Origin of the sequence: Devosia rhodophyticola (genome assembly GCF_028816475.1) — a bacterium.
In the GTDB taxonomy this organism is placed as follows: Bacteria; Pseudomonadota; Alphaproteobacteria; order Rhizobiales; family Devosiaceae; genus Devosia; species Devosia rhodophyticola.
On sequence record NZ_CP118247.1, the window covers coordinates 2,616,457 to 2,638,184 of the forward strand.

A 21,728-nucleotide genomic window follows, 5' to 3' on the forward strand; every position below is an offset into this window, starting at 1 on the left:
TGTAGTCTCGTATCGCGCGCAATATTGGTCGGAATGAAGGAAAAAAATGGTGTTGAGCCGGCCTTCTGTCCGGCCAGTGTTGCAGATGCGCAATAAAAAGCCGGGCACTGGGCCCGGCTTCATCTCAATCAGAACCGACGTCGATCACCTCGATGCAACCGGGGCGACCAGTGGGGTGATCCGGCGAATGGTGACGCGGCGGTTGGCCCGTTCAGCCATTTCGGTGCGGATTTTTAGATACCGCTCGCCATAGCCCTGGGTGGCCAGGTTTTCGGGCGGGATCTGGTAGAAGTCGGTCAGGATGCGGGCCACTGTGGCCGCGCGCAGGTCCGACAATTGCAGGTTTGATATTTCCGACCCCACCGCATCGGTGTGACCTTCGATCAGGAAGGTTTCAGCCGGGTTGGTGCGCAGCAATTGCGTCATTGCGGCGGCCACCTTGCTCAAGGCACCGACCTGGTCGCGACTGATCGAGGCTGCGCCGGTATCGAAAGTCAAACCGCCCACTTCGAGTTTGCGCACGCTGTCGCGAACGCGGGCTGAGCGTTTGACTTCGTCAATCGAATAAAGCCGCGCGACCTGTTCCACCGGCGGTTGTCGGAAGAAGGTTGCAACCTGCTCCTCGTCGGCATTGCGGGCATCAATGACATATTGATCGACCGGAATATTGAGGCGCAGCGGGGGCAGGTCCTGACCGGGGTCACGCCATTCCAGCAAGTCTTCATCATAGCGGTCGTCAAAATAGGCCAAGATATATTCGCGCCCGTCCGGATCAATCTTGGAGCGACGCAGGACGTCGCCATTGCGATTGCGCACGGTCACGATCTGCCAGCCGTCGGCCCGCACAATGGTTTCGCGCACGCGTCCGTTGCCCAGACGATCATAGTAGATTTCGTCCTGACCTTCGGCATCGAGGAAGCGGTCGGTATCTTGCCCCCGATTTTCAACGATCAGCTGGCTGCCTACCTGCAAGATGACCTGGGTGAGCGTGTTGCCGAAGCTGGCCTCGACATTGTTTTGCTGAACCGCCGTCGTGTTGGTCGAATTGTCGACGGTGTTGTTGGTGGTGTTATTCGTCGTATTATTGGTCACATTGTTGGTCGTGGTGACATTGGTCTGGTTGATCACCGTGACGTTTTGCGGCATCTCCTGGGGGGCCGCTTGCTGGGCCTCTATGCGTTCGCCCTGTTCCTCGTTAACCGGCTGAATTTCAGCGGCATCGGGCGCAAAATTTGCCTGTGACGCCTGATCATCGGCTGGTGGTGGCTCGGCCGGTGCTTCGGGCGCTGCTTCAGCTGCAGGCTGGTTGGCATCGGCGGGCGTTGCCTGTTCATCCTTGGCACTATCAAGAACCGGGGCTACCTGTTCCTGGGTGACGCCTTCTGGCAGATCTTCGATAGTTTCGGTGGGCTCTGCGGGCGCTTCCGTGGGTGCTGCTGCTGGTGTTTCAGCAGGTGCAGCGGGTTGTTCCACCGCTCCAGCCGCGGCGGGCGGTGGAGCAGGCAGTTCCAAACCATAATTGGCCAGACATGCTGCCGTGTCGGGGAAGTTTGCCTGCTGACAAAGTGCATCAATCTGTTGTTGGGCAGCTGCCATTTTGGCGTCGGCCTCGGCGCGTTCGCCACCAGCCAGAATATCGGCAATAGCGTCATTATAAATATCGATCTGAGCTTGCAAATCGGCTGAGATATCTACTGTGGCTTCAGCCGGTGCTGATTGTTCAGCGGCAGGGGCTTGCTGTTCGGCAGGCGCTGCCTGTTCAGCCGGAGCCGCTTCTTCGGCAGGAGCCGGTTGCTCGGCGGGGGCCGCCTGTTCAGCTGGAGCCGGTTCGACCGCTGCTGGTTGCTCGGCTGGGGTTATCTGTTCAGGCGCAACCGGCTCTGGCGCAGGCTCCGGCTGAGGTTCGGGCGCGGGCACAGCCTCAGGTTGCGGCTCTGGCTCTGGTGCAACTTCAGGTTGCGGCTCAGGTTCTGGCGCAACCTCAGGTTGCGGCTCAGGTTCTGGTGCAACTTCAGGCTGCGGTTCTGGCTCTGGCGCGGCTTCAGGCGCAGGCTCTGGCGCGGCTTCAGGCGCAGGCGCTGGTTCAGCGGCAGGCGCCGGTTCGGCGGCAGGCGCCGGTTCGGCGGCGGGAGCGGTCAGGGCGGCAATACATTCGTCAACGCTAGCGTAACCAGCCACAATGCATTGCTCGTTAAAAGCGTTCTGGGCAGTCTTCAGGGCGGCTGCGTCGCCGCTGTTCTGGGCGGTTACAAAAGCCTGATAGGCGGCAACAAGGCCGCTGTCCTGCGCGCTGACGGTGAGCGGGGACAAGGTCAGTAACCCAAGACTGGTGCCGGTAAGCAGCCAATTTCGAAAGCGCATGTTGGTTTTCCTTTGGTCAAACGTCGAGTTGAGCCAGCATCGCGATGGCAAGGTGAACGGGATATGAACGGAAGCGCACGTTCAAATTCGACGTGGCTTCCCGATAAGGTTAGCAACTCCAAGGCTCTGGGAAAGTTCCGAACCTTGCCAAGCGCCAGACCATATGCTGATCGTGGCCTCATTGCGGCAGAATGGCTGGCGCGCGCAAAAGGGAAGTGGCAGGGTGGCGCGGTTTTGCAGAGGAGAGGGATTCGCGCAATGGATTGGGGGACGATCGTTGGCCTGTGGCCGTTTGTTCTGGGGTTGATGATCACCGGCGTGGTTTCCGGGGTTGCCGCAGGATTGCTGGGCGTCGGTGGCGGGGCGGTTATTGTGCCGGCTCTGGCAACCGCGCTTGCCTGGTTGGGCTATGACACCAATCTGGTCATGCATGTTGCGGTTGGTTCCTCGCTCGCCATTATCATTCCCACCGGGTTGATGAGTGCACGATCCCATTATCGCCGGGGCGCGCTGGACCTCGAAACGCTTAAACTCTGGGTGCCCTTCATTGTGGCGGGTACTTTGCTGGGCGGACTGATGGCCGGGCTGTTTTCTGGCAATGTGCTGCGCATCATCTTTGCTGTCATGGCATTTGTGATTGCGATCAACATCGTTTTTTCGTTTCAAACCAAGCTGATGGGCCATTTGCATGGCTCAAAGTTGACGCACCGGATCTCGGCGTTCGTGGTTGGCTATATTTCGGCGATGATGGGGATTGGCGGCGGCTCGTTGAGTGTGCCGACGCAGGTGGCGTTCGGGGCGCCCATTCACCGCGCCGTTGGCACCTCGGCCGCATTGGGCGTTGCAATCGCCATTTCGGGCACCATTGGTTTTATCATTTCGGGGTGGGGCGTTGCGGGCACGCCGCCGTTCAGCGTCGGCTACGTCAATCTGATCGCGCTGGTACTGGTGGGTGTTCTGGCAGCCACTTTTGCGCCGGTGGGGGCGACACTGGCGCATCGGTTGGACCAAAAAACGCTCAAATATGTCTTTGCCGGATTTCTGGTTCTGGTCGGGCTTAACATGCTGTGGAAGGTCATGGCCGGTTAGGAGGTCGGTGGAGACGGTTGACTACGACGGCCATCTCCACCTTCCCCGGCCCCTCGAAAAAGAGGGGAACAGGTTATTGGGATTGGGACAAATCCCACTTTACTGAAACATCAGCGGAGAAAGTTAGTTCCCCAGCTTCGACAGGAACATCGGCACGCGGGGCGGCTTCTGCCATCGCCTTGACCATATATGGCTGGGGAGGGGCGTAGTTCTGCACCTCTTCAATCGTGACGATATCGCCCAGTGTGCCATTGGCCGCTGTTGCGTAGAGTTCGGCGTTGCCTAGAGCATCAGCAAAGGCCTGCTTGCGGGCCTGTTTATAAAGATCGCTCGGATCGGCCACGGCAAAGGTCACGCCGTTAATAGTGTTGGCGCCAATGGTGACAGCTCGGTCCAAAACGCCGCCCAGCGTATCAAGGGCGCGTACGCGCACAGTTACCGAATTTGAGACCTGATAGCCGCTGATTTTGGGCGGTTGGTTGTATCCTGAGGGCGTACGCTGGTCGGAATAGACGTAATTCGGATTGACCGAAAAGCCCGAGGTCTGGATGTCGCGGGGCTGGATGCCCGCATCCTTGAGCGTTGCGATAAGCTCGGCCATGGCGGCGGTGTTTTGGTCAAACGCATCGCGGGCGGTGGTGCCCTGGGTGGTGACGCCCGAGGTCACATAGGCGGTATCGGGCGCAGCGCTCACTTCACCGTGCCCGTTGATCGCAATGGTTCCGGCAAGGGTTGGGCTGGCCATTGCAGCGAAGAGGGCCACAGGGGCGAGGGCGAGAAATGTTCGCATGGTTCGGCTCCAAAAATTGTTGGTGGCACGTCTCGCCACTGAATACGTCAGTATTTGGGCATGGATGAATGGGAGTTGAACGAGGTGTGGAAAACGAAGTTAGCCTAAGGTCGTGGTCCAAATCGCATTTGCAAGGCTTGCATGGCGACACAACGGTGGGTTAGCAAGGCGCTAACATTTTACAGGGGATGGAAATGGACAGAACGGCTTTGCCTGAAAATGGCGTGCTGATCGGGCGGGCGCGTGTGCCGGGCTTTGCCCATCCACGGGCGGTGAGCGTCCGTGACGGGCGGCTGGTGGATATTACGGCGACCGGTGCGGCCACAGTGCGCGATATCGCCGAGGGTGAAGCCCCGGTTGCCCATGTGCGCAATGCCGCTGGCACTGATCTGGGTGACGTCAACGACATTCTGGCCAATAGCTGGGCTGAAAAATGCGATAACAATCGCGCCAGCCTGTTGTCGCCGATCGATTTGCAGGCGATCAAGGCGTCCGGCGTAACCTTTGTCGTGTCGCTCCTCGAGCGGGTGATTGAGGAGCAGGCGCGGGGCGACAAGGCGCGTGCCGATGCGTTGCGGACAGAAATTCTGGGTCTTATCGGCACTGATCTGTCGGAACTGGTGCCGGGTTCGGAAACGGCGATGCAGGTCAAGGCGGCGCTGATAGAGCGCGGCGTGTGGAGCCAGTATCTCGAAGTGGGGATCGGGCCGGACGCGGAGATTTTCACCAAGGGGCAGCCGATGAGTTCGGTCGGATTTGGGGCCGATGTCGGCCTGCATCCGGTTTCGAGCTGGAACAATCCCGAGCCCGAAGTTGCCCTTCTGATCACCAGCGCTGGCAATATCATCGGCGCAACGCTGGGCAATGATGTGAATTTGCGCGATGTCGAAGGGCGTTCGGCGCTGCTGCTGGGCAAGGCCAAGGACAATAATGCTTCGGGCTCGCTCGGACCATTCATTCGCCTGTTTGACGAGACATTCACGCTTGAAACAATTTCAGCGGCGGAGATTGCGCTGAATGTTTCGGGTGAAGATGGATTTGAGCTGGTCGGCAATTCATCGATGAGCCAGATTTCGCGTACCCCTGAATCGCTGGTGGCGGCGACCATCGGGCGGCATCATCAATATCCGGACGGGCTGGTGCTTTATCTTGGCACCATGTTTGCGCCGGTCCAGGATCGTGGCGGAGAAGGCAAAGGTTTCACTCACAAAATAAATGATGTGGTCTCCATCTCGACACCGACGCTTGGCACCCTATCTAACAGAGTAAGGCTATCCACCGAATGCCCGCCCTGGACCTATGGCGCCAGCCATTTGATGCGCGATCTTTCGCGTGCCGACCTCCTCTGATTTTTCCGAATTGAGCTAAAGGCTTTGATCATGACCGACTTGCACAAGAACCTCATCAATGGCGAATGGGTAGGCTCCGACGGCGCCGAGAACATCAATCCGTCCAACACCGCCGATGTTGTGGGGCTTTATTCGCGCGGCACGGTCGAGGACACCAAGCAGGCGATTGCCGCCGCCAAGGCCGCATTTCCGGCATGGTCGCGCTCGGGCATTCTGGAGCGCCATGCCATCTTGCGCAAAACCGCTGATGAAATTCTGGCCCGCAAGCAGGAACTGGGTGAATTGCTCAGCCGTGAGGAAGGCAAGACCCTGCCTGAAGGCATTGGCGAGGTAACGCGCGCCGGTCAGATTTTTGATTTTTATGCTGGTGAAACCCTGCGGCTCGCCGGTGAATTGATGCCAAGTGTGCGTCCCGGCATTGGCATTGAAATTACCCGCGAAGCTGTTGGCGTTGTCGGGATCATCACGCCGTGGAACTTCCCCATCGCCATTCCGGCCTGGAAAATTGCCCCGGCTCTTGCCTATGGCAACACGGTCGTGGTCAAGCCAGCCGATCTGGTGCCGGGCTGCACCTGGGCCATTGTTGACATTTTGAAGCGCGCCGGGCTGCCCAATGGTGTTTTGAACCTGGTCATGGGCCGTGGTTCGGTTGTCGGGCAAACCATGCTCGACAGCAAGGACGTCAACGCCATCTCATTCACCGGCTCGGTGGGCACCGGCAAGCGCGTTGCTGCGGCCTCGATCGAGCATAACCGCAAGTTCCAGCTGGAAATGGGCGGCAAGAACCCGGTTGTGGTTCTGGACGATGCCGATCTCAAGATCGCGGTGGAAACCGTGGCGCAATCGGCTTTCTTTTCAACCGGCCAGCGGTGCACCGCGTCTTCGCGGGTGATCGTCACCGAAGGCATCCACGACAAGTTTGTGTCGGCGCTGGCCGAACGGGCCAAGGGCCTCAAGGTTGGTGATGCGCTGGCCAAGGGCACTGATATCGGGCCGGTGGTCGATGCCAGCCAGCTCAAGCAGGACACCGATTATATCGCTATCGGCAAGAATGAAGGCGCCAAGCTGGTTGCTGGTGGCGAACTGGTCAAGTGCGATACCGAAGGCTTCTATCTGCAGCCAACGCTGTTTACCGAAGCCAACAATCAGATGCGCATTTCGCGCGAAGAAATTTTCGGTCCGGTGGCGTCGGTTATCCGGGTCAAGGATTATGACGAAGCGCTGGCGGTTTCCAACGACACCGATTTCGGTCTGTCGGCTGGTATTGTGACCACCTCGCTGAAATATGCGACCGATTTCAAGCGCAATGCAGAAGCGGGCATGGTGATGGTCAATCTGCCAACGGCGGGCGTTGATTTCCACGTGCCATTCGGTGGGCGCAAGGGCTCGTCCTATGGCTCGCGCGAGCAAGGCAAATATGCGGCTGAATTCTTCACCGTAGTCAAGACGGCCTATACGTCGGCAGGCTAGGCGCGCCTTTCGGTTTGCAAGGTTTGGGTGCCCCGGATTGCCGGGGCACTTTTTGTTTGGCGATTATTTTGAATCGGCCTGATCGATGGCCCAGCTGACGCCGAACGGGTCTTTGACCTGGCCATAAATATCGCCCCAGAACTGCTTTTCCAGCTTCATCGAGACAGTACATCCGGCGGCCACGGCGCGATCCCACCATTTTTGGGCGTCATCGACCTGAATGTGGAGATTAAAGGCCTGCGGCATGGTTATAGCGCTGCCAAATTCGGGGAAGAAATCGCAGAGGAAAATCGGTGCGCCATTGATCTCGATAGTGGCGTGCATGATGCGGGTTTTATCATCGGCGAGCATGACATCGCGTTCGACGGCATCAAATGCCTTTTTGTAAAAGTCGATGGCGTCGCGGGCGCCATTGATGCTGAGGTAGGGCGTAATGCCCGAAATTGCTGCGGGGTCGGCCATATTGAGATCCCTCCAACTGTCGTGCCCGCGCGCCGGGGATCGGCGGTGGGACGACTGCGCAAAAATATGCGCCATGTGGGTGGGAGCTACAAGTGCGCGCTGATTGACACGGAGCGATCAAGAAAACCTATCGGGGACCGAACAAAACGCACTGTCCTATTTTTCAGGGATGGTTAGGTTGCGCCAGCGAGATGCGCGACTGGAAGGATATGGCCGATGCCCAAACCCAATATTTTGCTGATTACCACTGATCAACAACATTTTGAGGCGTTGGGTGTGCACGACCCAAAACTCAAGACGCCAAATCTGGATAGGCTCTGCCGCGAAGGCTCGCGGTTTGACCGGGCCTATTGCCCGTCGCCAGTCTGCACGCCATCGCGCGCCAGCATCATAACCGGGCAATATCCGTCCCATCATGGGGCCTGGACCATCGGGGTGAAACTTCCCGAGGACGTGCCGACGGTCGGCGAGGCGCTGATCGAGGCGGGTTATTCAACGGCCCTGATTGGCAAGGCGCATTTCCAGCCGCTGGCCTCGACCGCGGAATCGCCCTCGATTGAAGCGCAGCCAACGCTGCGGGATCTCGATTTCTGGCGCGGGTTCAACCAGACTTGGTACGGGTTCGAGCATGTCGAACTGGCGCGCAATCATGCCGATGAAAGCCATGTCGGCCAGCATTATGCCATTTGGCTCGAAGAACATGGTTTGACTGACTGGAAGGAATATTTCCAGCCATTACCGGGCGATAGTGCTGCCAAGGCCCCCAAAATGGCCGCCAGATACGGCTATTGCCGCGATGAGCGATCCTGGCAGTTGCCACAGGAATTGCATTATACCCACTGGACCGGGGAACGCTCGCTGGCCTATCTCGATGCACAGGCCGACAGCGACAGGCCCTTCTTCCTGTGGTCAAGTTTCCACGACCCACACCCCCTATACGGTCAGCGAACCGTGGGCCTCGATGTATGATCCCGAGGAGATGACCGTTGGCGCTGTGATGCCGGGTGAGCACGAGCGCAATCCGCCCCATTTTGGCAAGACGCAGGAAGAAAATCCCGATTTTGGTGATTGGCACAAACCCCATGCGGCCCACGGTTGCTCCAGCCATCTCTATCCCGAAGCGGAGCTGAAGAAGGACAAGGCCACCTATTTTGGCATGATCAGCTTTATTGATCAGGAAGTGGGCAAGCTGCTCGACAGGCTCGACGCCTTGGGAATGACCGAGAACACGCTGGTGATCTTTACCACCGACCACGGGCATTTTTTGGGGCAGCACGGGCTGATTGCCAAAGGCCCGTTCCACTACGAGGATATGTTGCGCATTCCCTTCATTGTGCGGCAGCCCGGAACTGTGCCTGCCGGCCGAGTTTCGGCGGCATTGGTGTCACTGGTTGATCTGGCACCGACCATGCTCGATGCGGCGGGGCTCAAGGTGCCGGGCGAAATGCAGGGCGTATCCCAATTGGCCAATTGGTCGGGTGGCGACGAACCGGCGCGGGATTTCGTCATATGCGAAAACCGTCACAATCCCGAAATGCCGCATGTGCAGACCTATGTTGATCAGCGCTACAAGATCAGCGTTTATCGGCATGGCGTGTTCGGCGAACTGTTTGATCTCGAAACGGACCCGCGCGAGATCAATAATCTTTGGGACGAGCCTGCAAGTGCCGGGCTGAAGCAAGATATGCTGCTCGCCATGGTGCAGGGTGTCATGCGATCCGAGCCAACCAGAATGCCCCGGATCGCAGGTGCTTGACGCCTAACGGTGGGCGGCGGTTCGGTCCATGGTGTGGACAGAACTATCGAGCCGCCATTCGAGCAATCGCTGGCGCAGCGCCGCAATTTGGGGCGCGGCTGCTGGATCATTCCAGCGGTTGCTTTCTTCGGTGGGATCGGTTTCGAGGTCGAAATACTGACCCTGATCCGAGCCCAGGTAGAGGACCGCTTTTTCGGTTTTGGTGCGCACCATGGTGATCAGGCGGGTATCTTCCATGGTGACGTCGCCTGCCTGTTCGCAGAATACCGCGTCGCGGCCAGACCAGTCGTTTCCCTTAAGTGCGGGGACCAGACTTTGGGCCTCGAAATCGGCGGGCGGGGTGACGCCAGCCAGTTCAAGAATGGTGGGGCCGAAATCGAATAACTGGCACATTTGTTTGAGGCGCCGACCGCCAGCAAACTTGCCGGGGGCCCAGACGATGGCGGGCACGCGGGTGACCATGTCGTACATCGACCATTTTTGCGACAGGCCGTGTTCGCCAAGATTGTCGCCATGGTCGGACATGAAAATGACGACGGAATTGTCGATATAGCCTTTGGATTCAATGGTTTCGAGCAAACGCCCGATTTGCTTGTCGATCAGGGTGACATTGCCGTCATAATGGGCGCGGAGGCGTCGCAATTGCTCGGTTGTTGGATTGAGCGACCATGAAATGGCGTCGTGATCGACCGCCACGTCATGGGTGCGCTTGTCCTTGAGCATCGGCGGCAGGCCATCGAGATCGGCCTGACTGACGACGGGGACCGGCAGATCGTCCCTGGCGAGATAAGCGTCGGCATATTCCTTTGGCGGATCATACGGGGGGTGCGGGCCGGGAAAGCCAATCTGCATGAACAGGGCTTCGGGCATGGGGCGGGTTTCAAGCCACCATGCAGCGGTTTCGGCGACAAACACATCGGCATGCTGGTGTTCGGCCAGTGGCCATTCAAAGGCGCCGAGGCGTTCGCTGTAATCGGGCAGGGTGCGGTACATGGCGCGCGAGGGTTTGGTTACACCCTGATGCTGAAGCGATTTGTCCCATTCATCGGCAAACCAGCGGCCTTCAAAGAAGCGATCCTTGTTTTCAACCACGAACCGTTCGCTAAAACCTGCTTTGGCATCATAGGGGATGGTGTGCATCTTGCCGACATTGACGCAGTGATAACCAGAATTGGCGAGCAGTTCGACCCAGGTCTTGCTCCAGTTCTGGCCGTTGCGCAAAACCCCGGTGGTGTGCGGGGCATAGCCTGAAAACAGGCTGGCGCGGCTCGGCACGCACGAGGGAGCGTTGATAAAGCAATTGTCGAACGAAACCCCCTCACGAACGAGGCGATCCAGATTGGGCGTGTCCATGTGGGACGCCCCAAGCGCGTTGATGGTGTCGAAGCGCTGCTGGTCGGTGATGACCAGAAAAATGTGGGGGCGCTGGGTCCGTCCGTCCGTCATTATGCGAGATCCTGATTGATATTGGATTTTGTGCGGGAAAGCAGGGTTTCCATTGCGGTGCGCGCCGCATCGGGGTCTGCTGCCTCGATGGCTTTCAGAATATTGTGGTGGAGGGGAACCGACGGGGCAGGCGCTTCGGTGTGGCGCAGGGATATGGTGATAAAGGCGGCAAGCCCCGCTTCGATCATGGCGCCAAAGGCCATCATGAATTCATTGCCGGAGGCGGCCAGTATGGCCTTGTGAAAGCGCAGGTCTGGATCAACAAAGCGCTTGCGATCATGGCTCGCCGCTTCCATTTCAGCAAACGCGCCCGCAATTACGGCAATGGCGGCTTTGTCCTGAAATTGAGCCGCAGCGGCTGCAGCCGCCGGTTCGATGGCCTGTCGCAACGCTAAAAGATCGGTGGCAAAACTATGCTCGGGGCCGATTTCGAGGCGCAAGGCCAGCAGGTCGCGGTCCAGCATCTGCCAGTCTGCCCGTGGCCGCACGCTGGTACCGGCCTTTTTGCGCGATAAAATGAGCCCTTTTGCCGATAATGATTTGAGCGCCTCTCGCACCGAGGTGCGGCTGGCACCAAATTGGGTAGCCAGCTCAATTTCACCTGGCAACAGCGATTGGGGTGGATACTGACCGCGCAGGATGGCCGAAGCCAGTCGACGCGCAATGGCGGCAGCGCCGGTTTCGACGGCGGTGTCATCGCTATGCATGGCGCGAAACATCTGCGGTCATCCTTTCAAATTATGTTGGACATAATGCTTTATGTCTGACATAAACGCAATCCAATTGTCACTTCGCTGGATGGAATGCGTGCTGGTGTTGATGGGATGCAAGGTCGAAATGAGCGGCGCACAGGCGCAGCAGTTCCTGCATGGGCGCGTAGTTGGCGATCGCCCGGCGAAAGATGGCGCCCGAGGGGCCGCTGCGCCGTCCCATATCAAGTGGGGTTGGAATGATCGCTTCCCCCTGCATGCCAGTTACCGCCGCATTGGGCAACATGCACAAATAGTTTCCCTCCTGCAGCAGCCGCAGGGCTGCCAGAAGCGAGCCAGAACGCACGCGAACCTGCGGCGGCGTGCCAGTGCGCTCAACCAGCGCATGCAGCGTTTCGGCTTCATAGACCGGATCAATGGCATAGATAATCCAAGGATAGTCATGCAGGGCCGTGTAGTCGACGGGGCCGCATTGATGAATGGGATGGCCCGAGCGCGCCATGACCCGATCATGGACGTGGGTGAATTCGCGCACTTCAAGCTGGCTGGAGAGCATATCGCCGGCGTGCATGCCGCCAAAGGAAACGTCGATCCTGCCCTCCATCAGGTCCGAATTAACGACCGCGCCAGATCGGTTGCCGATTTCAACAACGAGATTGGGGAAGATTTCGTGCAGCTGGGTCAGAACTCTGGGCAGAACGACGGCGGACCAGAGCGGGCCGGCATTGATGCGCAACAGACCATCGGCCAGACGACCGCCGCTGGCCAATTCAATTTCAGCCAGCTCCCAGTCGCGCGCCAGACGCGAAATGGTGGAGAGCAGCCGCTGGCCAAATCCGGTGGGGCGAACGCCGCGCGCGTGGCGCTCCAGCAGGGGTTGTCCATAGTGTTTTTCAAGCTGACCCAGCGAGCGGGAGAGGGCTGGCTGGGTAATGTTGAGCCGTTCGGCGGCTCGACGAACGCTGCCCGCTTCGGCAATGGCCTGGAAGCGGAACAGAAGATTCATGCGGTCCAACATAGTGATAAATTTCCTTAATCGCTGTTAGCGAGAATGGCATTTGTTTTCTATAGCTGCAATGGATAGGACGAAGGAACAATTTCGGAAAAATGGCCCAAGGCCGTGTCCGATTGATTGGAGGAGAAGACACAATGAAGCGTTTCCCTGGCTCCGGCATCAGCCGGCGCAGTTTTTTGGCAGGTTCGACCGCCCTGGGCGCGATTGCGCTAAGCGGTATCGTGCCCAGCCTGGCGCAGGAATTCAACATCGCCGACCCCATCGCGCCGATCGAAGCCGATGGCCCGTTCCGCTGGATCGACAGTGGCGACCAGAAAGCCGTGTTCTACAAAGCGTTCTTCAAAAAGTATGGCGAAGATCGCGGTATCGAGGTGGTCTATGACGGGCTGCCTTGGAACGAAATCAACACTGTGCTGCCGCTGGGCGTGCGTAACAATACAGCCCAGGATGCATTCTGCCTGCCACTGAACCTGCCACCGGCCTTCGCGGTCAAGGAAGGCTGGGTACAACCGCTTGATGATTATATTCCTGATCTGGCCAAGTGGAAGGAAGGCTTTCCGGCTGGTGCGTTCCTCGAGGGCATCAATGAGTTCGATGGCAAGACCTATGGCTTGCCCTATACGTCGGCTCGCGTGACGAGCGCCCACATCCTGTTTAATCGCAAATATATGCAGGATGCCGGGTTCGATCCTGAAACCACGGCGCTCGACTGGGACACGTTCCGCGAAGCTGCCCGCAAGATCACCGAAAACAGCAAGGGCCGCGCATACGGTCTCATTATGGGTGGTGCGCAGGTCAATCGTTGGGCAGATATCACCCGGACGCTGGCCCAGATGGCAGGACGGGCTTGTGGCGACACTTCAATAGGCACCGGCATTGACTTCCGGACCGGCGAGTTGGTGTTTGACAGCGACGAGTTTGTCGGTGCCGTCGAATTGCTGCTGGCGCTGAATGCCGATGGCAGTATTTTCCCCGGCATCATGGGATTGAATGCACCACAGGCACGCGCACTGGTGCCACAGGGCGCCGCCGGGATGATTTTGCAGGGGCCGTGGAACATTCCGCAGTGGGAACGCGAGAATCCGGATTTCGACTTCGGTATTGCGCCACCACCGGCACCAGCAGGGACGACCGGAACATATGTGATCGCTGGCAGTCTGGCATCATCGGCGAACACCATGTTCATCAATGCCAAGGCCAAAAACCCGCAAATTGCGGCTGATGTGTTCCATTATCTCGGCACCGATCAGGGCCAGACCGATTGGGGCAATGTGGTTGGACCGTCTGATCCCCCGATCTTCCCGAGCGCGCAGGCCAATTCAACCATGTCAGAACGCTCCAAGGCGGCACTCGCCATGTTCCAGGCGGTTATTCGCATTGGACCCAACCCGTTCGCGCGCAATCCAGCGCTTTCGGAAGTGGCCAAGGCCTATGTCGAACCTACACCGAGCCTGGCACAGACCGTGCAGGGACTGTTTACCGGCCAGGCCAGCGGCATCAAGGAGCAGTTGACGACGCTCAAATCGGCGACCAACACCGCGCTGGACGCAGCCTTCAAGGCTGCCAAGGACGCGGGCGCAGACGTCAGCCGCGACGAACTGGTTTTTGCCAATTGGCAGCCAGAACGTGACTACGTCGGCGCTGACTACAAAGCGCTCTGATCTCCCCGACCGGGTCCGTCCGTACCACTCACGGGCGGGCCCTCGATTAGAGAGTTCCTTCATGGCAAGTTCAATTTCGACAGTTCCGCACCGCGCCGGGCTGGGGCATCGCCTCTGGCAGAGCCGGATCGACTATCTGTTCCTCGTTCCGGGAATGGTGATTTTCGGGCTGTTCATTCTCTATCCCCTGTTTGCATCGCAGTGGTTTTCGCTGCTCAACTGGTCGGGATTTGACGCCAATCAGGCGTTTGTGGGCTTTGCCAACTACGCCGAACTTTTGCAGGATAAATATTTCTGGGACGCGTTCGCCCGCTCCTTCATATTCACGCTGAGCACCGTTCCGGCGCAGATGGCGGTGTCGCTCGTCTTTGCCATCATTCTCAACAACAAGCTGTTGCGGATGTCGGCGCTGTTTCGCACCCTGATTTTTTTGCCGGTTGTTACCCCCGTCGCCATTATCGGCATTGTGATGACCATCATGCTCAGCCCCTTTAACGGGCCGGTCAATATCGGGTTGCTCGATGCGGGCCTGATCAATCGGGCCATTGATTTCCTTGGTGATCCCAATCTCGTCCTTTGGACGCTGGCCGGGATATTCGTCTGGAAGTGGGTCGGTGTGACGATGGTCTATTGGCTGGCGGCGCTACAAACCGTGCCGGCCGAGCTTTATGAGGCGGCCAAGCTCGATGGGGTCAAGGGCTGGCAGGTGACCTTCTTTATCGTTTTACCGATGATCACGCCGTTCGCCATCGTTATTGCCCTGATCTCGGCGATTGGTGCGCTCAACGTCTTTCCGCTGATCCAGTCGATGACGCAGGGTGGACCGTACTTCGCCTCCGAAGTGATGGAGGTTTATATTTTTCGCAATGCCTTTGCCACGCTGAACGGGGCAGTGCCGCGCCTGGGTTACGCCAGTGCCGCCGGGGTGTTTTTCGGGCTGGCGATCATGGTGCTGACCATTCTTCAAATATTTGCCGTTCGCTATCTGCGCAGTCGGGAGAAGCCAAATGGCGCTTGAAGCCACCCATAGTGCGGGCAGCGACTATGTTATTCGCAAGCCGTTGGTGACGCCGCGCGTGCGACGCTGGATCGTCAGCGTTCTGCTGGCTGCGGTGTGCTGTATCTGGATCTACCCACTGGTGTGGATGGTATCGGCGTCGTTCAAAACCAATGCCGCCATTTTCGCCAGCGAAGGGCTGATCCCCAGCGAGCCGGTGATCGACAATTATCTGCGCGCCTGGAATGAGGCCAATATCGGGGCCTATTTCTTCAATACCCTGTTTGTCACTGTCGGCTCGGTGCTGCTGGTGACGATTGCTACGGCAATGATGGGCTATGTGCTGGGGCGGCGGAAATTCCTGGGGCGCGGTTTCATCTTTGGTCTGCTGGTTTTCACCATGTTCGTGCCGCAGGGCTACACGATCATTCCGGTGTTCGAGCTGTTGAGCATGCTGGGATTGGGGCAATCGCTCTGGGGCGTGATGCTGGCAACGACCGGCGGGTCATTCGTGATCTTTGTTCTGCTGTTTGCTGGCTATTTCAGCCAAATGCCGGACGAACTTGAAGAAGCCGCCAAGATGGACGGCGTCGGGTTCGTTCGCACCTTCTGGTATGTGATGCTGCCGCTGTCCAAGCCGATCATTGTGACCGTCATCGTCATGCAGACCCTATACGCCTGGAACGACTTCCTGCTGCCATTGGTGGTGACACTGGCCAATCCGGCGATCCGCACGCTTTCGGTCGGGGTTTATGCCTTCAAGGGCGAAAACTTCGTCGATTGGGGTGGGATGACCGCGGCGTCAACCATCACCATCGTGCCGGTGGTCGTGCTGTTTCTGTTCCTGCAACGCTATTTCATTGATGGACTGGCTGGCGCCGTTAAGGGCTGAGCGAGCCATGTTCAACAAGATCAACTGGAGTGTTTCACCCCATGCCCGGACTTAGTCTCAAAGGCGTCACCAAGGCCTATGGCGCGACCAAGGTTATTCACGGCGTCGATATAGAAATCGACAAAGGCGAGTTTTGCGTCTTTGTCGGCCCCTCTGGGTGCGGCAAGTCCACGCTGCTGCGCATGATTGCGGGGCTGGAGGAAATTTCGGGCGGCGATGTGTTCATCAATGATCAGCGCGTCAACGAGGTCGATCCCTCGCACCGCGGCGTTGCCATGGTCTTCCAGACCTATGCGCTTTATCCGCATATGAGCGTCGAGCAAAACATGGGTTTTGGCCTGCGCATGAACGGTCGGCCCAAGGCAGAAGTTGCCAAGCGCGTCGAGGACGCCGCCAAAATCTTGCAGATAGAGGAATTGCTGGATCGGAAACCGCGGCAATTGTCCGGTGGGCAGCGCCAGCGTGTCGCCATCGGACGCGCTATTGTACGTGATCCACAGGTTTTTCTGTTTGACGAGCCACTGTCCAATCTGGACGCGGAACTGCGGGTGGCGACGCGACTGGAAATTGCCAAGCTGCACCGCCAGCTCGGCGGCGCCACAATGATCTATGTGACCCATGATCAGGTCGAGGCGATGACGCTGGCCACCAAGATCGTGGTGTTGCGCCAGGGCATTGTCGAGCAGGTCGGCGCACCAATGGAGCTTTACAGCAACCCCGCCAATCTGTTTGTCGCCGGGTTTATCGGTTCGCCCAAGATGAATTTTCTTGAGGTGTCGCCGGGGGCGGATGGGGCGCTGCAGTTCAAGGATGGCCGATCCATCAATGTAACTGGCAAGGCCAACAATATTGCGACTGTCGGCGTGCGGGCCGATCAATTGCGCGCCGCCCCGTTGGACGCGGCGGCATTGACCGGTGAGGTCAGTGTTGTCGAGCGTCTGGGGGACGCCGAATTTGTTTATGTGCGCACCGGCTGGGGCCAGGAAATCGTGGTTCGTTTCGAGGGCGGTGCCGATATTCCAGTGGGCTCAGAGGTAGGGTTTAACCTCTCGGGCCGTACCCACTTTTTTGATACGGACGGGGCCGCGATTGATGGTTTGACGGTCGCCAGCCACTAAAATTCAATTACCCCGTCGCCAACGCGGGGCCAGCTACCAAGCGGGAATTACGATGCAGCCGAATATATTGTTCATCATGTCCGACGACCATGCGGCGCAGGCCATTTCGGCCTATGGGCAGGGTTTGAACCACACGCCCAATATTGACCGATTGGCCAAGGAGGGCATGCGGCTCGACAATTGCTATGTCACCAATTCGATCTGCACCCCGAGCCGGGCGGCGATCCTGACCGGGACGTATAATCACGTCAATCGGGTCACAACGCTCGATACCCATATCGACAATCGTCTGCCCAATGTGGCCAAGCATTTGCGCGCCAATGGCTATCAGACCGGCATGTTTGGCAAATGGCATCTGGGTGAGGGCAAGGCGCACGAGCCGACCGGGTTTGATCAATGGTCGGTGCTGCCGGGGCAGGGCGATTATTTTGATCCGGTGATGATCGACAGGGACGGCGCGCGGCCCGAAACGGGATATGCCACCGACATTATCACCGACAAGAGCCTTGATTTCATCAAGAACCGGGATGCCGACAAGCCGTTTTTCCTGATGTGCCACCATAAGGCGCCGCATCGCAGTTTCTGGCCGCATCCGAAATATCGTTCCCTCTATGAGAACGAGGATCTGCCGGTTCCCGAGACCTTTGATGATGACTACAGCAATCGCGGAGCTGCTGCGGCGGCGGCCAAGATGCGGGTGCGGGTTGACATGACCTATGAGGACCTTGGATTGGTCCAGCCCGAAGGTGGCGCTGAAATTGGCGAACTGATGTTTGTCGGCGGGCGCAATCGCAAGGTGCCGGATGTGCCCGAGGGCGGAGAATTGCGGCTGGTTGATGCGCTGAGCGGGGAGAATTTCGTGTTCACCGACAGCCACGAGCTGGGTCTGTTCAAATATCAGCGCTATATCAAACGCTATCTGCGGACAGTGGCCTCGATTGACGAAAATGTCGGGCGGCTACTCGACTATCTCGACGAGAGCGGTTTGGCACAAAATACCATCGTCATCTACACTTCGGACCAGGGCTTTTTCCTCGGCGAGCATGGGTGGTTCGACAAGCGGTTCATGTATGAGGAATCGCTGCAAATGCCGTTCCTGATCCGTTATCCCGAGGTGATCAAGGCGGGCACCACATCACAAAATATCGCCACCAATGTCGATTTTGCGCCCACCTTTCTTGATTATGCCGGGGTGCGGGTGCCAAGCTACATGCAGGGGCGCACCATGCGACCAGTGCTGGAGGCAAGTGCGGGTGTTGAATGGGAAAATCTGGCCTACCACCGCTATTGGATGCACAAGGACAATATCCATAATGCCTTTGCCCATTATGGGGTGCGCAACGAGCGCTACAAGCTGATCTACTGGTACAATGATCCGCTCGACCAACTGGGCGCGACGCCGGGCGACGAGCCACCAGAATGGGAATTGTTCGATTGTCAGGAAGATCCGTTCGAATTGAACAATCTGGCGGCCGATCCGGGGCATCGTGAAATATTCAAATCCATGGTTGGATTGCTTGATAGCAAAATGGATGAGATCGGCGACCTTGCCGAACATGACAGTCGTACGGTATTGGCTGGGTAGGCATTCTCATATTTGAGTCTGCCCGCTCCAAATAAAGGAAAATCTGATGTCTTGCTGCGCGCCAGCGCGCGGTCCGGGCGATAAGTCCGCCGTTGCCGTTTCATCTGTCGATCTTGAACCGGGTGTTGTCACCGAGGCACCGCGCGTTCGATTTGCGGCGGCGCGCAGTTTTGTCGGCACCAGCAAGGCAGAAATCGCCGGTGACGGCGAAAGTCCGGTGCGCAATGTGACGCTCAAGCCATTTTCGCTCGACGTTCACTCGGTAACCAATGCGCGGTTTGCCGCGTTCGTTTCGGCGACCGGCTATGTCACTGAAGCCGAACAATTTGGCTGGTCGCCGGTGTTTCGCGGGCTATTGGACGATCAATCGGCGCCACCACCATCCAATACGGCAACGCCCTGGTGGGTAATGGTGGATGGCTCCTATTGGGCAGCGCCCGAAGGGCCGGGCTCTTCAATCGAGGCGCGCATGGATCATCCCGTGGTGCAGGTCTCCTGGGCCGACGCAAGAGCGTTTGCAACCTGGGCTGGTGGGCGATTGCCCACTGAGGCCGAGTGGGAGCATGCGGCGCGCGGCGGTCTGGAAAATCCCAAATTTCCCTGGGGCGATGCGGAACCGGATGACGAAACGATTTTCTGCAATATCTGGCAGGGTGAGTTCCCGCACAAGAATACCCAGGTCGATGGTTTTATGGGCACCTGTCCGGTGGAAGCCTTTGCCCCCAATGGGGCGGGCCTTTACGGCATGGCCGGCAATGTCTGGGAATGGACGGGCGACACCTTCCGGGTTCGCTCCCTGTCGCGCGAGGCCAAGGCGCGTAATGCCCATGCCAGCGACACCCAGGAAAAAGTGCTCAAGGGCGGCTCGTTCCTTTGTCATATATCCTATTGTTATCGCTACCGGATCGCGGCCCGCTCGGCGTTGACCGCAGAATCGTCGGCAAGCAATACCGGCTTCCGACTCGCCTACGACGACTAGGCGCCATCTGGCGTTCAACCTGACAATTGGCCCCGGCTCCCGGTCGATTTGTCATCAATTTCGCCCAAAGGAGCCAAGCCCCACAGCACGCAGCCGCGTGCTTTTACTATTTGATCGGAACCATTTTTTTCATGTCTGGCCCAGATATTCACGCCGATATTATCGAAGATGCTGGTGCGAAGGGGGCGGCGAAGGAGGAAAAAGAAACCCGGTTGATGCGCATGGGGCGCCGCTGGGGCGAGTGGCATCGCAAGATTGTCGGGCACAGCCATATCGGCTTTGGTGCTCGAATTCGCATGTTGGTGCGACAGCGCGAAATCTGGCTGGTGCTGCTGGCGGTAGTGGTTGGTTGTGTTGCGGGGCTGGTCGTTGTGGCGCTGCATGAAATTGCCTATCTCATCCAGACATTGCTCTACACCCTGCCGCCGGAACAACGCCTGAGTGGGCTGGGTGGCATTGATTTTGGCCAGGCCTTCATTCCGGCTGCGGGCGGGATACTGCTGGGCATCATTGCCCTGCTGCTGCGCAATCGCAAATCGCGGTATGTCGACCTTGTGGAGGGCAATGCGCTGCACGGGGGGCGGCTGTCGATGGTCGACAGCCTGATCATTACCGGTCAGACGATTGTTTCCAACGGCTTTGGTGCATCGGTGGGGCTGGAAGCGGCCTATACCCAAATGGGGGGCGGCATTGCTTCCAAACTTGGCGACTTGTTCCAGTTGCGGCGCGTCGATCTACGTCGCCTGGTTGGTTGCGGGGCGGCAGGGGCGATTGCGGCAGCGTTCGGTGCGCCGCTAACCGGGGCTTTCTATGCGTTCGAATTGATCATCGGCACCTATACGATTGGCACGCTGGCACCGGTCATGGCGGCCTCGATTGCGGCTGTTCTGGTCAGCGGGCTGTTCGGGCACGGCGCGCCCATCGTTTCCATCTCGCAGGCCGTGGCGATCAATTTTCCCCAGATTGCCGTCATCCTGTTATTTGGCCTGATCGCCGGGGGGCTCGGCATTGTGCTGATGCGGCTGGTGACCTGGGTTGAGGCGGGGTTCAAAAAACTCAATATCCCGACCTATCTCCGCCCGGCGGCCGGTGGACTGCTGCTCGGCGGCATGGCACTGATTTCGCCCAAAGTATTGTCGTCGGGGCATGCGGCGCTGCAGCAGGCGTTTGAGTCCAATCCCTTGCCGATCTGGATTGCGGCCTTTGTCGTCATCTTGAAAATTACTGCGTCTGCTGTCTCGCTCGGATCAGGGTTCCGTGGCGGGCTGTTTTTTGCCTCGTTGTTTCTCGGGGCAATGGTGGGGCAGATCCTGTTTGCTGTTGTTGATTTCATTGACCCCTCGATATTTGTCGATGACAGCGTGCCGATGCTGGTGGGCATGGCGGGTCTTGCCGCAGCAATTGTCGGCGGCCCGCTGACCATGGCGTTCTTGACGCTGGAAACCTCGGGCAGTCTGCCGTTAACGGTGGCGGTTTTGGCCTCGGCGGTCGCCTCCTCGATGCTGGTGCGCGAAACATTTGGTTACTCGTTCACCACCTGGCGCTTCCATCTGCGCGGCGAAACCATCCGCAGCGCCCATGATGTGGGGCTGTTGCGGAACCTGACCGTGGGCAAGATGATGCGGCGCGATCTCAAGTCGATCCCGCTGGGGCGGCCAATTCGGGAATTTCGGCGACTTTATCCGCTGGGGTCGGCGCAGCGCGTGATCGTGCTCAACGAGCAGGAAAAATATGCCGGCTTGATCTATGTCTCGGAAGCCTATGCCGATGGTGTGGATGATGAAACCGCGCCCATCGACGGGCTGATGCGCTTTGCCAACAATGTCTTGCACCCGGCAATGGGGGCCAATGACGCGGCACGGATTTTCGACGAGGCCAAGGCCGAAGCGCTGGCGGTGGTGACCGATCTTGCCGACCGCACCGTCATCGGCACCCTGACCGAGGCGCATTTGCTGCGGCGATATTCTGAAGAACTGGAAAAGGTCCGGGTCGATCTATCGGGGCAGCGCTAGGATGCTAGGATGCTAGGATGCCGATGCGGTATTGGT

Annotated in this window: 18 protein-coding genes; 12 read left to right on the plus strand and 6 right to left on the minus strand. The window is 58.4% G+C overall.

Features of this window, described 5'->3' with window-relative positions; all coding sequences use genetic code 11:
* Positions 1-144: 144 nt before the first annotated feature.
* A complete protein-coding gene (locus tag PSQ90_RS12840) occupies positions 145-2,361 on the minus strand; it encodes an OmpA family protein (RefSeq protein WP_282210690.1) in 2,217 nt (738 codons plus the stop codon).
* 258 nt (positions 2,362-2,619) lie between these two features.
* On the opposite strand from PSQ90_RS12840, the gene PSQ90_RS12845 reads away from it, so the two are divergent.
* On the plus strand, positions 2,620-3,450 hold the full coding sequence (locus tag PSQ90_RS12845; RefSeq protein WP_282210691.1) for a sulfite exporter TauE/SafE family protein: 831 nt from the start codon (positions 2,620-2,622) through the stop codon (positions 3,448-3,450).
* 73 nt (positions 3,451-3,523) lie between these two features.
* On the opposite strand, the gene PSQ90_RS12850 is transcribed toward PSQ90_RS12845, so the two are convergent.
* The gene (locus tag PSQ90_RS12850; protein ID WP_282210692.1) at positions 3,524-4,240 is read right to left on the minus strand and encodes an SIMPL domain-containing protein; all 717 of its coding nucleotides are present in this window, start codon (positions 4,238-4,240) and stop codon (positions 3,524-3,526) included.
* A gap of 194 nt (positions 4,241-4,434) precedes the next feature.
* On the opposite strand from PSQ90_RS12850, the gene PSQ90_RS12855 reads away from it, so the two are divergent.
* Entirely contained in the window at positions 4,435-5,589 is a 1,155-nt protein-coding gene (locus tag PSQ90_RS12855) for a fumarylacetoacetate hydrolase family protein (RefSeq protein ID WP_282210693.1), read from the plus strand.
* A 30-nt stretch (positions 5,590-5,619) separates the two neighbouring features.
* Positions 5,620-7,059, plus strand: coding sequence for an aldehyde dehydrogenase family protein (locus PSQ90_RS12860; protein ID WP_282210694.1), 1,440 nt, complete (start codon positions 5,620-5,622; stop codon positions 7,057-7,059).
* 63 nt (positions 7,060-7,122) lie between these two features.
* On the opposite strand, the gene PSQ90_RS12865 is transcribed toward PSQ90_RS12860, so the two are convergent.
* Complete coding sequence (locus PSQ90_RS12865; RefSeq protein ID WP_282210695.1) at positions 7,123-7,521, minus strand: VOC family protein; 399 nt, start codon at positions 7,519-7,521, stop codon at positions 7,123-7,125.
* Between the two features lie 216 nt (positions 7,522-7,737).
* Here PSQ90_RS12865 and PSQ90_RS12870 point away from each other — a divergent pair, with 216 nt between their 5' ends.
* Entirely contained in the window at positions 7,738-8,490 is a 753-nt protein-coding gene (locus PSQ90_RS12870; RefSeq protein ID WP_282210696.1) for a sulfatase-like hydrolase/transferase, read from the plus strand.
* Positions 8,483-9,277, plus strand: coding sequence for a sulfatase family protein (locus tag PSQ90_RS12875; RefSeq protein ID WP_282210697.1), 795 nt, complete (start codon positions 8,483-8,485; stop codon positions 9,275-9,277). Before PSQ90_RS12870 ends, PSQ90_RS12875 begins: the two co-directional genes overlap by 8 nt.
* A gap of 3 nt (positions 9,278-9,280) precedes the next feature.
* Here the strand turns inward: PSQ90_RS12875 and PSQ90_RS12880 are convergent, their stop codons facing one another.
* From PSQ90_RS12880 to PSQ90_RS12890, 3 genes are all read right to left on the minus strand, one after another.
* Complete coding sequence (locus PSQ90_RS12880) at positions 9,281-10,723, minus strand: sulfatase family protein (RefSeq protein WP_282210698.1); 1,443 nt, start codon at positions 10,721-10,723, stop codon at positions 9,281-9,283.
* Positions 10,723-11,442 carry a FadR/GntR family transcriptional regulator gene (locus PSQ90_RS12885; protein WP_282210699.1) on the minus strand — a complete coding sequence of 240 codons (720 nt, stop codon included), beginning with the start codon at positions 11,440-11,442 and terminating at the stop codon, positions 10,723-10,725. The genes PSQ90_RS12880 and PSQ90_RS12885 overlap by 1 nt, the downstream gene beginning before the upstream one ends.
* Positions 11,443-11,509: 67 nt before the next feature.
* Positions 11,510-12,451: a LysR family transcriptional regulator gene (locus PSQ90_RS12890; protein ID WP_282210700.1), complete on the minus strand. Its 942-nt coding sequence runs from the start codon at positions 12,449-12,451 to the stop codon at positions 11,510-11,512.
* Between the two features lie 131 nt (positions 12,452-12,582).
* Here PSQ90_RS12890 and PSQ90_RS12895 point away from each other — a divergent pair, with 131 nt between their 5' ends.
* From PSQ90_RS12895 to PSQ90_RS12925, 7 genes are all read left to right on the plus strand, one after another.
* Positions 12,583-14,109: an ABC transporter substrate-binding protein gene (locus PSQ90_RS12895; RefSeq protein ID WP_282210701.1), complete on the plus strand. Its 1,527-nt coding sequence runs from the start codon at positions 12,583-12,585 to the stop codon at positions 14,107-14,109.
* A 61-nt stretch (positions 14,110-14,170) separates the two neighbouring features.
* On the plus strand, positions 14,171-15,127 hold the full coding sequence (locus PSQ90_RS12900) for a carbohydrate ABC transporter permease (protein ID WP_282210702.1): 957 nt from the start codon (positions 14,171-14,173) through the stop codon (positions 15,125-15,127).
* A complete protein-coding gene (locus tag PSQ90_RS12905; protein WP_282210703.1) occupies positions 15,117-15,998 on the plus strand; it encodes a carbohydrate ABC transporter permease in 882 nt (293 codons plus the stop codon). Before PSQ90_RS12900 ends, PSQ90_RS12905 begins: the two co-directional genes overlap by 11 nt.
* A gap of 41 nt (positions 15,999-16,039) precedes the next feature.
* Complete coding sequence (locus PSQ90_RS12910; protein ID WP_282210704.1) at positions 16,040-17,116, plus strand: ABC transporter ATP-binding protein; 1,077 nt, start codon at positions 16,040-16,042, stop codon at positions 17,114-17,116.
* Between the two features lie 52 nt (positions 17,117-17,168).
* Positions 17,169-18,701, plus strand: coding sequence for a sulfatase family protein (locus tag PSQ90_RS12915; RefSeq protein WP_282210705.1), 1,533 nt, complete (start codon positions 17,169-17,171; stop codon positions 18,699-18,701).
* A gap of 46 nt (positions 18,702-18,747) precedes the next feature.
* Complete coding sequence (locus PSQ90_RS12920; RefSeq protein WP_282210706.1) at positions 18,748-19,680, plus strand: formylglycine-generating enzyme family protein; 933 nt, start codon at positions 18,748-18,750, stop codon at positions 19,678-19,680.
* A gap of 131 nt (positions 19,681-19,811) precedes the next feature.
* Positions 19,812-21,692, plus strand: coding sequence for a chloride channel protein (locus PSQ90_RS12925; RefSeq protein ID WP_282210707.1), 1,881 nt, complete (start codon positions 19,812-19,814; stop codon positions 21,690-21,692).
* The last annotated feature ends 36 nt before the right edge of the window (positions 21,693-21,728 follow it).